The 13,003-nt window shown below is 33.3% G+C and carries 10 protein-coding genes and 3 pseudogenes; 1 reads left to right on the top strand and 12 read right to left on the bottom strand.

The window, feature by feature from the left end; genetic code table 11:
- Positions 1-181 precede the first annotated feature (181 nt).
- The 8 genes and pseudogenes from NE257_RS09650 to NE257_RS09615 all read right to left on the bottom strand — a co-directional run bounded on the left by NE257_RS09650 (position 182) and on the right by NE257_RS09615 (position 6,215).
- Positions 182-911 (bottom strand): annotated as a pseudogene (locus NE257_RS09650) (IS5 family transposase).
- 279 nt (positions 912-1,190) lie between these two features.
- On the bottom strand, positions 1,191-1,376 hold the full coding sequence (locus NE257_RS09645) for a hypothetical protein (protein WP_251886332.1): 186 nt from the start codon (positions 1,374-1,376) through the stop codon (positions 1,191-1,193).
- A gap of 81 nt (positions 1,377-1,457) precedes the next feature.
- Positions 1,458-1,970: a hypothetical protein gene (locus tag NE257_RS09640; protein ID WP_251886331.1), complete on the bottom strand. Its 513-nt coding sequence runs from the start codon at positions 1,968-1,970 to the stop codon at positions 1,458-1,460.
- 12 nt (positions 1,971-1,982) lie between these two features.
- Positions 1,983-2,144 (bottom strand): hypothetical protein, encoded by a 162-nt coding sequence (locus NE257_RS09635; protein ID WP_251886330.1) that lies wholly within the window; start codon positions 2,142-2,144, stop codon positions 1,983-1,985.
- A 12-nt stretch (positions 2,145-2,156) separates the two neighbouring features.
- Complete coding sequence (locus NE257_RS09630; RefSeq protein WP_251886329.1) at positions 2,157-2,729, bottom strand: SWIM zinc finger family protein; 573 nt, start codon at positions 2,727-2,729, stop codon at positions 2,157-2,159.
- Positions 2,730-2,861: 132 nt separating this feature from the next.
- Positions 2,862-3,737, bottom strand: coding sequence for a UTP--glucose-1-phosphate uridylyltransferase GalU (gene galU / locus NE257_RS09625; RefSeq protein WP_251886328.1), 876 nt, complete (start codon positions 3,735-3,737; stop codon positions 2,862-2,864).
- Between the two features lie 283 nt (positions 3,738-4,020).
- On the bottom strand, positions 4,021-4,788 hold the full coding sequence (locus tag NE257_RS09620; RefSeq protein WP_251886327.1) for a glycosyltransferase family 32 protein: 768 nt from the start codon (positions 4,786-4,788) through the stop codon (positions 4,021-4,023).
- Positions 4,785-6,215 carry an oligosaccharide flippase family protein gene (locus NE257_RS09615; protein WP_251886326.1) on the bottom strand — a complete coding sequence of 477 codons (1,431 nt, stop codon included), beginning with the start codon at positions 6,213-6,215 and terminating at the stop codon, positions 4,785-4,787. Before NE257_RS09615 ends, NE257_RS09620 begins: the two co-directional genes overlap by 4 nt.
- A gap of 124 nt (positions 6,216-6,339) precedes the next feature.
- Between NE257_RS09615 and NE257_RS09610 the strand changes: the two are divergent.
- Positions 6,340-7,330: pseudogene (locus NE257_RS09610) on the top strand (IS256 family transposase).
- A gap of 388 nt (positions 7,331-7,718) precedes the next feature.
- Here the strand turns inward: NE257_RS09610 and NE257_RS09605 are convergent.
- The 4 genes and pseudogenes from NE257_RS09605 to NE257_RS09590 all read right to left on the bottom strand — a co-directional run bounded on the left by NE257_RS09605 (position 7,719) and on the right by NE257_RS09590 (position 12,990).
- Positions 7,719-8,918 (bottom strand): glycosyltransferase family 2 protein, encoded by a 1,200-nt coding sequence (locus NE257_RS09605; RefSeq protein WP_251886325.1) that lies wholly within the window; start codon positions 8,916-8,918, stop codon positions 7,719-7,721.
- Between the two features lie 59 nt (positions 8,919-8,977).
- Positions 8,978-9,965 (bottom strand): annotated as a pseudogene (locus NE257_RS09600) (IS30 family transposase).
- Positions 9,966-10,082: 117 nt separating this feature from the next.
- Complete coding sequence (locus tag NE257_RS09595; RefSeq protein ID WP_251886324.1) at positions 10,083-11,066, bottom strand: glycosyltransferase family 2 protein; 984 nt, start codon at positions 11,064-11,066, stop codon at positions 10,083-10,085.
- Positions 11,067-11,907: 841 nt separating this feature from the next.
- On the bottom strand, positions 11,908-12,990 hold the full coding sequence (locus NE257_RS09590) for an EpsG family protein (RefSeq protein WP_251886323.1): 1,083 nt from the start codon (positions 12,988-12,990) through the stop codon (positions 11,908-11,910).
- Positions 12,991-13,003 lie beyond the last annotated feature (13 nt).

Genomic DNA, 13,003 nt, shown 5'->3' with positions numbered 1-13,003 from the left:
CAATTGAACAAATGAAAAGTACTCTATGTAACTACAATAAAAAAAACTAATCACATTAACGTGAATTAGTTTTTTTATCATTTTTAGTCGATTAATCAATAGAACAGATTCTTTAAAAAATTTTTCTGCTTCACAATATGATGCCTAATTCGGAAGTTCCTAGGTTGTATCTTGAAACTATTCACTGGGTCAATTTTAAAATTGAAGCGACATGTACGAATGTTAGAAATGTTTTTGCCAGCTTGTCATAGCGGGTGGCAATTCTTCTAAAATATTTGAGCTTACTGAAAAACATTCCATTAAATGACGTTCTTTATACAAGTGCCAGTCGGCACTCCAGGGGTTTGATGCACTTTTTTTAGGCGGTATTGTGTAGTTTCCGCCTTGAGCCGTGATCCACTCTCTGATTGTCTGTGCGCCATAGGCTTTATCCCCAAGAATGTTGCTTTCACTCACATCAATTTGTTTCAACAAGTCAATTGCTGGAACGGAATCATGTGTTTGTCCGCCAGTCATCAGAAAGGCGATAGGATTTCCCAGACCGTCAACGATTGTGTATAATTTCGTTGTTTTTCCGCCACGGCTCGTGCCGATATGCTGGTTTACTTCTGATCCGATTGCGTTTTTTTAGCGCCAGAACTGTGCTGATGTGCTCGGACAGAATTAGAATCGATACTTAGATTTTCAAAATCTAAATAAACAGTCAACGATTGGAAGATTTCGGCTAATAGCCCGCTGTCGCGCCACCCACAGAAGCGTGAATAAATTGTTTTCCATGAACCGTACTGGTTTTCTGGCAAATCACGCCAGGGTGCGCCGCTGTGAACAATCCAGAGGATTGCATTGAAAATTTCGCGATTCGAATATTTAAAGGGGCGGCCTATACGGTACGGGGGAAACAGATGTTCAATTTGATGCTACTGTTCATCGGTTAGCTCATATCTTCTTAGGTTTGCCATAGTTAATACTCCAATCGTTTTTGAACTATTATAACCGATTATTTTTCTAGTTTCCAAACACAACCTAATCTGAGACTAACAAAATAAAGTTCCCTACACCTTCCCTATCTCTTCCATCATCGCCCGCCGATTCCGATATGTCTTCCACCAGTCATCCGCAATCATCGCCACTTCTGCCGCTCCACCACGTAATTGCTACATGTGCCGTAAGATGCTAGCATACTCTGCATATTACTTCCGATTACTCGTCACGACCGCTGAATTCTCAAGCTCCTGTCGGTACTTCGCTAATAGCTCGCGCGGATACTCCTCCTTTAAGTCATCCTCGAACGCTTGAAGCTCAAATAGACCTGGACTATTGACCACATATGCTAGTAGGCGATCCTTTAGCCCTTCCGCCTGATAGATCCTAGCCACTTGATGTGAGTCAGGCAACTGCTCGAAAATCTTCTCACGCTCATGTACCCATTCCTCAGCCGTATACTGCTCCTTTAGCTCCTAATAACTAGCAAAGTCCCCACGGTCATGTTCCAGCACTAACGCCCAGAGCTGCTTCACGTATGACACCTTGTCACCAGTCAGCAAATAAATCTCTTTCTTTTGCTGACTATAGTTGACTACCAAACCAGGCATTTCACGATCCAATTCCAATGACTCATCCAAGATTGCCAGCGCCAGCGCATAATCCTTACGCCCCATGCACTCCTCGACCGCAACCCTTCTCACCGCTGCCAGATTCCAGTATTTCTGACACATCTCTTTTAGCTCTTGCTCGTTGCTCTCATCCCTACTCAATAATGCAAAGACCTGCAACGCCCACTCGCCACCCATGTATTCTCTCATCCACTGGTCAACGATGGCATCCATTCGTGCCAATCTCTCTTTGAATAACCGTGATCTTTCCTGACGAAAAGCCCCCTCATTAAACTCATTAATCAAAATCTGCACGACATACTCCTCCAGATGATCCTCCAATCGGCCATCCAACTGCCCTACAAACCAATCGAACATCTCTTGCTTCACTTACAGATTCACATTAAGAAGCAAGCGCCCCCACGTCTCATAGATGGTGTCAGCCACCATATCAATCTCGCCACCAGAATCATCGATAGCAAGATCATTCAGCACAAAAAGCAAGTGATTCACCACAGCAAACGCAAGCCGATACTTCCCTTTTTCGATCAACTCAGCGACATCCTAATCAAGGATATCGTGCAACTCGATAGCAAAGTCACCCGCTTCCTTATAATCAATAAACCCATCATCCCCAGCATACTCATGGACAAGCGCATCTAGGATCAACCGATAGTCCAGTAACTCATCCTCGTCATCCACCTGCTTCACCGTCTGACAAAACCGATGATACCAGCGTTCATCCGCCGCTAATACGCCCTTTAAAAAAGAACGAACCGTCTCACTATCCGCCTCCTCAACCAGACCATCTATTTCTGCCAATCGACTCTGAAAGTCCTCATCATTATCAATCCGCCACTTCGACGTACGCTCAAGCTCACCCGTCTGACTCGACCAAGCAAACAACACCGCCGCCATATGCTTACAGTGCTTGCCACCACGAGCATACGGACAGGAGCAAGACATCTCATCCACATCCCCTTCCACCAAGGAAATTGACACATCATACTCTTCAGAACCCATGACCAGCCCATGAATCCCCTCAACTGTCACCTCAAATGAGTCAACCATCCCTTCACAGTAATACTCGTATCCTCTCTCTACAATTTGTGTGGTAAATAACTTTTCCCACTTCATCTGATCTTCTCCCTTCTTAACTCGTCATTTGCCTCTAATATAGCACAACAGAATGAACGACTCTAAAGTCTCTATAAGTAACCGCTATCATTCACTCTCAAAAAAACTGCCCTTATCAGGCAGCTTTCCATTCTACTTCATTTTTGCAACGAGCTCTTTTAGATACGTCTTCAAGCCATCCTTGGTATCTGGATGCTTCAAGCCAAACTCAATATTCGCTTCTAACATCCCAAGCTTATCACCCACATCGTAGCGCTTGCCCTTAAACTCATGAGCAAACACCCGTTGCGTTTGATTCAATGTATCGATAGCATCTGTCAACTGGATTTCTCCACCAGCACCAGGCGCTTGGTTTTCTAAAATATCGAAAATTTCTGGACGAAGCAAGTAACGACCAATAATAGCCAGATTACTTGGCGCCTCTTCCGCCTTTGGTTTCTCCACAAACCGCTTCACGCTATACAGACCATTCCCCACATGCTCTTCAGGATCAATGATACCATACTTTGACGTCTCCTCCTGAGGCACACTCATCACAGCAAGCGTCGAAGCCGTCGTCTTGTCATAGCAATCAATCAATTGTTTCGTCAACGGATCTCTATCTTGCATAATATCGTCACCAAGCATCACAACAAACGGCTCATCACCCACAAATGCCTTCGCTTGTAACACCGCATGCCCCAAACCTAGCGGACGTTTTTGACGAATGAAATGCAAATTAATTCCAGTCGTTTCCTCTACAATTTTTAATAACTCAGCCTTACCTTTTGAAGATAAATTTTGTTCCAATTCAAAGTTTGAATCAAAATGATCCTCAATCGGACGCTTCCCTTTACCTGTCACAATCAAAATATCTTCAATACCAGAAGCCAATGCCTCTTCGACAATAAATTGAATCGTTGGCTTATCAACGATTGGCAACATTTCTTTGGCAATCGCCTTTGTCGCTGGTAAAAAACGAGTCCCCAAACCCGCTGCTGGTATAATTGCTTTACGTACTTTTTTCATTTGTTTACCTCCATTGCAATTCTCTTCGCTCTTTTATTTAAATAGTAACGAAAAGGAATATCAATTAACGATTCCCTTTACTATTAAATATAAGAGGAATGTATTTAATATTTATCTGTTTACTTATCATTACTAACTACTATGATTTACTTCGTTCTAGCGAAAGCATCCATCTTTAAAATAACTTTTATAGTTCATAACATTGTACTGTACTCCGAAGTTTCAACTATTCTAGATTATTATCTACCAATTCAAAAAAATATCTAATTAAATATTTCTTTCGTTAATGAAAAAGATTTTTGATTTTTTTTAATGGAGATATGAGTAAACGAGAAATAATTTCTTCGAAAATATTCCCTTTTATGACTGGTAAATTTATATTTGAATAATGATTAGCGAGTAGATGATTTTTCATGCTATATACTATTCCTGGTTCCATATTAGAGCTAAAAATTTTAACTCCCTCATCTCTCCTATACTCGTATACTTTTTCTGTAAAAACTATAGGTCCTGTTGTTCTTAGAACACCTTTTCTTGCAACCCCTTGTTTAAATATACTGTAGTTATTTATATTATAAACAACTCCGTTTATAACATCTCTCATTATAGGAGATTTTTTTTCACACATTATATTCCATTGTTGATATTCACCATTTTCAACATAATCTATTTCTTTATGTAGTCCATATGTTGGATATATTTCTCTATCCCATTGACAAACTATGAATTTGTCTTCGTCGGAGATGATGCTATCAAGTGGCTTTGATGGAAAGCTTTTAACATCAATATAGAACCCCCCTTCATTATACAAAATTAAATATCTAAAAAAATCTGCTCTTGCAGCTGGATATATGGGATTGATTTTTTTATAACTCTCTAAAATATTAGAATCAAAATTTTCTTTAATATATAGCATAATATCCTTCTCACTATATATTTTATATGTCCACTCAGGGTTGATTTCTTTCATTTTTATTATTAATTCTACATAATCAGGATCTAGTGAATCAAATCCTTGCAAGTAAATTTGATGAATTTTTTTAGGTATCATTTGCTTACTCTCCTTGTTAATTCCCATAAAGTTTTAATCGATTTCGGCTTTAGAAGCAAAAGTGCTGGTATGTATACCGCAACTCCACTAAATCCAATTAATAATATCTGGAAAACATCCGAATAAAAATGAAACTTGCCTTTCAAGAATAAACAGAATACAAACATAACACTTGATGCTAACATATATTTCCAAACTTCTTTGAACAAGTTCAAGATATTGATATATTTACGAACCACATAAATTTGAATTAAGAACATTAAAGCTTCTCCAATCACGGATATAACTGCAGAGGCTGCTGCACCATAGTGAGGAATTAAAAAAAAAGCAGCAATACTACATATCAAAAAAGAGCTTAGCATTGATATTGTTAACTCTTTAGCTTTTCCAATTACTATCATGTACTGTTGACCAATAAGTTGACTCCACCCCATAAATATAAGCTCAATTGATAAGATTGATAGAACTATATTAATTCCAGCAAAATTTGTACCATAAAATAGTCTCGAAAAAGAATCAGAAACTAAAATTATCCCAAAAACAATTGGAAAAGATAAACAAGAAACTAGAGATACTGAGATTTCAATGTATCTATTCATTTGGTACAACTCTCCCTTTTTAAAGTGATTAGCAATCCTTGGGAAAATTACAGTTCCTACGGCAGTCAGCAGCGATAAAAATATCCGTATTACTTTATCCGAATTATCAAAAAAACTTGTTTGGGTAAATGTAGAGAGGCTTCCTAACAGAATTCGATTAAAACTTATAAACAATGTTGCAGTTAATGCAGGCAAAAATAGTGAACCTCCTGCAATTAAGACTGAAAAAAAATCTACAATCTTTAGATCAATTCTAAATATTTTCTGTTTAGTATATGGCCACAGCGTTAAATTGCCAATAAAGCTAGATCCACTCACAATTAAAATATATTTAGCTAAGTCTTGGGAATCATGAACTAACAAAAAAATAATAACAACCGATATAATTCTGACAATAAAATTTCTCGTAACTGTGCTTTTAAAATCTTCTATACCAATAAAAAACCAAGAAACATCTATACCCGTAGCCAAAATTTGTATTCCCTGCAATAGAAGTATATATCTATATTCACTAATTATTGATAAATAAATAAAAAAGAAAATTAAAGATATAGCCATCATAATTATTTTTGCAATTACTATCTCCCAAAATTTTTTTGACATTTGATATTTCTCATCACGATAAAATGCAATTGTACGGCTACCATATAAAGATAATCCATAATTTGCTAGCAATGTAAAGTAAGAAATTATCGAACTAGTATAAGCATTGAGACCTATGCCATCAGTGCCTATCGTTCTTGAAATATAAGGTATAGTGATAACTGGAACCAAAAAAATAAATATTTGATACGACATAGTATATAAATAATTTTTTACTATCTTCACTTGAAGTAACTCCATTTCTTTATTGATAAAGTCTATATAATTGTGTAAAGGTTAAGGGTCATGTAAACGCCATTTTACTGTATAATGTTTTTAACCACAAAAAACATACTCAGGAGAACTTGACATGACCCAAGTAAATTTTACACTGTCCAACTTAGAGGTTCAAAGTATTATTGACCATTCGGTAAAAAATGATTTCTGGAAAAATTTTTAACCACTTTTTTAACCAATTGATGGAAAACCAGCAAACAAAATACATTCAATCCGAAGACTATGAACGATTAGAAAACCGTCAAAGCCAAAGAAACGGCTACTATGAGCGAGACTTTAGGGCTCGTATCGGTACACTTGAATTAAAAGCACCTATAACACGTGACAGTAATTTAACGATGTTTGAGCAGTATCAGCGCAATGAATGGCAGAATCGTTCACTCTCAGGTACCAATTATCCTTATCTGATGACAGATGTTCTCTATATAAGAGTTCGTGAGAATCATCGAGTATTTTCTAAAAGCTGTCATATTACGATTGAGATAACAGAAGATGACAATTGTGATATCATTGATTTCATGATTCAAAATGAAGAAAGTGATGACACATGGTCCACCTTTTTTGATTGCTTAAAAGACCGTGGACTAAAGGGGATAGAATTCATCATTTCTGTTGCCCATAAAGGAATAGTGTCTGCAATTCGTAAGTCTTTTACCAACGCAATTTGACAGAGATGCGAAGTTCATTTCTTAAAGAATATTTTAAGCACCATTCCAAAGAAAAATTCTAAACCCTTTAGAGAAGATGTAAAAGCCTTATTTAATTTTACGAATATTGAACTTGCTAAAAGAGGAAAGAATACATTAATTGATGAATATATTGATTAATCCAAAGATACAAAAGCTTGCGAAACATTTGATAATGGCTTCGAAGATACCTTTCAATACACAGTTATAGTAAATGCTCATAATCGACTAAAAAGCACGAACCTTCTTGAAAGACTGAGCCTAGAAGTATGCAGAAGAAAAATGATTATTCGTATCTTTCTGAACCGCGCTTCAGCTAATCGATTAATTGGGGCTATCCTTTTAGACCTCCATGATGACTGGATTAGTTCACCTTGAAAGTATATTAAGTTTAAACAATAGGAGTTAATGATAGATTGTATAATATTTTACACTGGATTATGGAATTAACTAAAAACAAAACAACTGTGGTTATCATTTTAAGAATTATTTAATACACATCTTAAACAGTTGAATACAGCTACTGTAAAATCATTATTCACTATACAGATGGGACAAACGAGTCTGTAAAACAGACAACTTATTTCGTATATTTTATCACTTGAATAATCTAAGAGATTATGTTAATCCATCTTATAAATCTCTTAAATACTGGATAAGTTATAGAATCAAAACAAATTAAGATTGATAAGATAATAATTACTTGAATTTTTTTAATATTTTATGAAAATATTAGTTTTGATCATACTTTTCATAAACATTTCTACTAAATGATTTTACTCAATAATTTCCAACTTCGATAATCTCTTTTAACAAATGATTGATTTAGTCTATTTAATAGTTTTTCTTCATATACACCATTTAATTCATATTTCTCAAAGTAATAGCATGCTCTAATAAAAGCTGCTTGCTGTACGTCTTCATCTAAAAATCTTATCCTTCTAAACAATAATGAAGACATTTGTACCAATGATATTTCTTTAATCTTATTATTTAATAAATTTTTATTTCTTACCTCAGCTAATAAATATTCTAAAATATATAACGTATCCAATGACTTCATGTTATTATCTGCTTGTTTTGTAATTCCATTTTCATTAATGTAATACTCTACAAGTGGACTCTGGACTTTTTTATATCTCTTAACATTTGGAAATATAGAATAAAGTAAGTGTGTATCTTCAAACCAGTAATTTATTGGGAATTCTGTCTCTAGCCATAATTCTCTTCTAAAAAATTTTCCCCATGCATAGGCGTTTGTTAATTCAAAATTATACTCCTGAAAGAATTCTTCAACATCTACTGATTCATAATTAAGTAGTTGTTTTTTTAAACCATTAAAACTCACATATGGTGCATCCAACAAATCATAGTCCCCTGATTTCAGTGTAGATATAGCTTTATTAAAGCTTTCAGTATATAAAATATCGTCTGAATCTAAGAAAAATATATATTTTCCAGAACTTTCTTCAATTCCTTTGTTTCTAGCAGCGGATAAGCCCCTGTTATCTTGAGAAATAACCTTAGTATTATTGGGTAAGTTCATATTATCGATGATTGCTAAAGTATTATCTGGAGATCCATCATTTATAACAATAATTTCTACTTTGTACTTGCTATCAATTTTAAAAACACTTTCTAAGCACCTTTCAATATATCTTTCTACTTTATAACAAGGGATTATTATTGATACATCAAAATGATTTCTATCTAGCCAGTTTCTTCCTCTAGATAAATAGATATACTCTTGCTCATTAAAATAAAATTTTTTTAAAACTTTTTCACTTTCTTGATCGCTCATTACTCTCTTACTTCTATTAATATTAAATTTCAATCCAAATAAAATAACATGATCCAATATAAAAATCGAATTATTTATTATTTTTTCTGTAACCCAATTTTTAATCATACAATCAGGTACTCTTGATATTATTAAATTTCTTACTCTAGATTTCATTGTTCTCATAAAAAAAACCCCTTGCATTGTTTCATTCTATTAAAAAAGATTTTCCCTGTATCCCAATTTTAAAGTAGACTCCAACTATTTTTTTTAATTATTAATTGTAAAATTAAGTTAGACAAGTACTCTTTGCTTATGTGACTCAAGAATACTTCTATTGGTGTTTTATAGTTTAATGATTTTCGAGGGATATTATTTCTTTTCGATGCAATAGATTGAATAAAAGATTCATCAACTTCGTTGAAATCCATTTGCTTTGGTAAACCATCTTTACGTAATAAACCATTAGAGTTTTCATTTAACCCTCTTTGTGATGGTGTACCAGGATCTGCAAAATAGATATCAATATCATTGATATTACTGATTGATTTCCAATTTGAAAATTCCTTTCCACAATCAAAAGTCATTGATTTGAATAGATGCTTAGGTACAGATTTCATCCACTGGTTCAAATGATTTTCAATATCTATATCTCGTCTGCCTTCTGACTGAAGAGTGATGATTACTTTAGATAATCGCTCAACGAGCACTATTGTGCTTTTTACCTACAATAGTATCCCCTTCAAGGTGGCCAAATTCTTGATTGAATTTAGAATAATCATTTTCTCTATCACGAAGTGATAGACGAAAAGATTGATTTCCTCGAGTTTCTTTGTGTCCGTTGGCTTTATGTTTTCCTTTCATAGGTAAGTGAGTCACTTCAAATACGCCTTGATTAAACATACGATAAAGTGTACGCATAGAACAAGAAATAGAAAGCTCTGTACGGCCAACAATCACATCAGGTGTCCAACCTTGATCAACCCTCTTTTGAACATATTCAGCTTGTTCATCTGATAAAACAATAGGACGTCTGCCACAGCGAGTTTTATTCTTCTTGTATTGATTTAAATAATCTAGAGCATTGTGCCTTGTTTTGAAAAATTGGTAAACTTTATGAATCGTTTGCCTAGATCTATTCATTAGTAATGCGGTTTTGGCTACAGATTGATGATTATTATAATACGCCTCTATCATTGCAAATTCATTTGATGTAAGAAGGGTATATGTCATTTGTCTTCACTCCTTATAATTCTTTTGCGGGAACTATCTTGAGTGTAGCACAAATGACTTTTTTATTTGTCTAGCTTAATTTTACAATCGACGAGTATTTACTTATTATTTCTTAATTCAATTAACATACTGTTTAATCGTTTGTTTAAATTTTATTAGTGAATCTTTTAAGGTATCCACATTCTTTGTATATTTCCCTTTTATTAACAAAAAAAATAATAATTTATAAATAAAAGGTAGTTTGCTTTTAAAAAAATCAAATTTTACCTTCTTACATTGCCTTTGTATATTCAAAGCAACATTTTCATACCTATTGGACACTCGTATTCTAGCCATTAATGATAACGCGACTAAAGCATATCGATCTTCAACCGCAGTTTTCAACTTATCATTTGTTACATAATTTTTCATAAATGAAACACACTCTAATGCTTTTATATCATTTTTTTGGTACTCTTGCGCTACACTGTTGTCAGTTCTTTGGACGTAATAATATAGAGGGGTTCCATCATAAATTATTTTTTGAGCATTAAAAAATAAATAATTACCAATTGCTACATCTTCCATAAAATTAAAGTCCGTTTGATATATCACATTATTAAATAATTCTCTTTTAAATACTTTATCCCATAAGAACCCTTTAAATTGCACTGATGATATCCATTGGTACTTTAACTCATCACCAGTGTATGATTCATAGATTTTTTCATTTGACATATTGATTGATTGATTAGAAGAGTAATAGAGTTTATATCCCAAAATTGATATGTCTGCTTCCTCTTTGACTATATTATCCAAATGTCTTGAAAAGTAATTTGGAGATATAAAATCATCGCTATCTAGAAAACCGATATACTGACCTTTAGATATGTCGATTCCCATTTTTCTAGCATTAGCTTGTCCTTGATTAGATGTGGTAATGACTTTAAAACGATTGTCTTCCCCAACTAATTCTTTAATGATTTCTAAACTATTATCGGTAGACCCATCATTAATTACGATTACTTCAAAACTCTTTAAATCTTGATTTAAGATTGATTGTATACATCTTCTTATATACATTTCGGTATTGTATACAGGTAAGACAATAGATAGAATCATGTTAACCTCCGTATTGACTTGCTCCGCAACTTAAGTCAAATGATAATTAAAACGGATGCGGATTACCGTTTTTTTATTCCCTTATACTCTATAGTAAAAGTAAGGGTGATACACTACTAAACACGAAGGAATAAGATATAGACTTTCTCTCCTAATTGTAAGCAATATATTCACAAGTGTTGTTTTCATCTTTTCAAGCGCAAATGAGTGGGATTCTAGCCCGTACATTAATCGTTGTTTAACACAGTTTCGTTAACGCCCGATGAAATAGTTCCTATCACTCTTACTTTTATAGAAGCGCGGTGTCATTGATGAAAGTTTTTTTCAAATTTGCTGTGGGATTGATGTGCACAAACGATTCATTATTGCGACCATCATTACCACTAAAAAATATTTACTTACACCAATTTACCAAAAAAATTTTCCCACCATTCACCAACCAAATTCTGGCATTGAAAAAATAGTTAGTCGAAAAAAAAATTTGATGTTTATATGGAAAGTACTGGCAAGTTTTTGATTCCTAGTTTTAATTTATTTGAAGATCAGATTAATGTTAATGAATTGCTGAATTTTCCCATATGAAAATAGCGCGAAATAGCTTTATTCTAGAAAAATCAATTCGTGATTTACGCGAATTCACTCGTTTAGTTAGTAACCGTCCCAATTAAAAAACGTCTGCAGAATGCCTTTACTGTAGAAAAAATTGCTTTAGGAATGATTACACACTCTTTCAAGGCAACGATGTATCAAATATTCTTTTAAAACCTTTTCGTTATGATTGTAAGTCGGTATCACGACGTAAACTAGCTCTTCCATTTCATAAATCTTTTTAAATTATTTTCTAAAAAAATGTTTGGTACGGGAATGTACCAGTCGTATTCTTTAAATAATATAACTGATAGAACACAATACAATAAATAATTATTGTAAAAATAAAAAGTAACACTTTAAAATATGTGTTAAATTTTTGCTTAAAGAAAAATGGTATTGATATAATCTGAGTTGCTGTAAATAAAAGTAAAATTCTATCAAAATTGGGGAGGTAAAAATTATTGGAAAAAATAATTACCACTAAACTAATCAATTGTATATATATATATAAATCACTCTTTTTCTTTATTTCTCCAGTTATATTTCTCGACAAACTTCTAATTAAAAAAAACATCAATAATATATAAATATTTAGAATAGTCAACGTACCACTCGTACTGTTGGATGCTTGCATTTCTACTAATCCCCAATAGTTTCTATATACATCAAAATATTGAGTTAAAAAATTCAGTAAAAAATTTAATAGATAAGATACTGGTAATATCATAATAGCTATAAAACATAACCTTTTTGTATTGAACTTTAAATTGTAAAGGAAGTACATGGGAAAATAAAAGACAGCTGTTTTATGAAATAAAAAGGCTATAATCATGAATAGCAAATATTTTTTAAAATCTCTTTTAAAAATATATTGGATGCTAAAAAGAAATATTGCAATTACTATAGATTGCCTCATTAAGTTCAATGAAATATTAAAAAAACCAGTTAAAAATAAAAGCGACATTGAAAAAGTAATATTTTCTGAACTGTCATAGATTGCAACTAATAAAAAAGAGAGAATTATTAAATGAATTAACGCAAAAATACCCACATATCCATATATAAAGTTTCCAATATATACTAATAAAGTACTTAGCGGCTCCCAGACTCCAGTTTCACCGGCTAAAACTCTTGGGAAATGCACCAACGAATAAACTTTATAATCAATTCCAACATTATATCGAAATGCTGCTAATCCCCACAATAAAAGAAATGTTATAAAAAGAGAGAATTTTGTCAATGAATTATTTTTTTCGGTGATTTCGGAATTAACACTGGATTTTGATAAAGCTAATAGTATACAACAAATTAAAAATATAAATAAATATATCATAGGCTTCCTCTCC

The organism is Enterococcus italicus, from assembly GCF_023743875.1.
Lineage (GTDB): Bacteria > Bacillota > Bacilli > Lactobacillales > Enterococcaceae > Enterococcus_G > Enterococcus_G italicus.
Note: the sequence above shows the minus strand (reverse complement) of the source record. Positions and strands in the feature narration are given on the sequence as shown.

Coding starts and splice junctions, on each gene's coding strand:
- NE257_RS09640 (WP_251886331.1), bottom strand. CDS start 1,970: ATGTTCGATTGGTTTGTAGGGCAGTTGGATGGCCGATTGGAGGATCAT.
- NE257_RS09630 (WP_251886329.1), bottom strand. CDS start 2,729: ATGAAGTGGGAAAAGTTATTTACCACACAAATTGTAGAGAGAGGATAC.
- galU (WP_251886328.1), bottom strand. CDS start 3,737: ATGAAAAAAGTACGTAAAGCAATTATACCAGCAGCGGGTTTGGGGACT.
- NE257_RS09620 (WP_251886327.1), bottom strand. CDS start 4,788: ATGATACCTAAAAAAATTCATCAAATTTACTTGCAAGGATTTGATTCA.
- NE257_RS09605 (WP_251886325.1), bottom strand. CDS start 8,918: ATGAGAACAATGAAATCTAGAGTAAGAAATTTAATAATATCAAGAGTA.
- NE257_RS09595 (WP_251886324.1), bottom strand. CDS start 11,066: ATGATTCTATCTATTGTCTTACCTGTATACAATACCGAAATGTATATA.
- NE257_RS09590 (WP_251886323.1), bottom strand. CDS start 12,990: ATGATATATTTATTTATATTTTTAATTTGTTGTATACTATTAGCTTTA.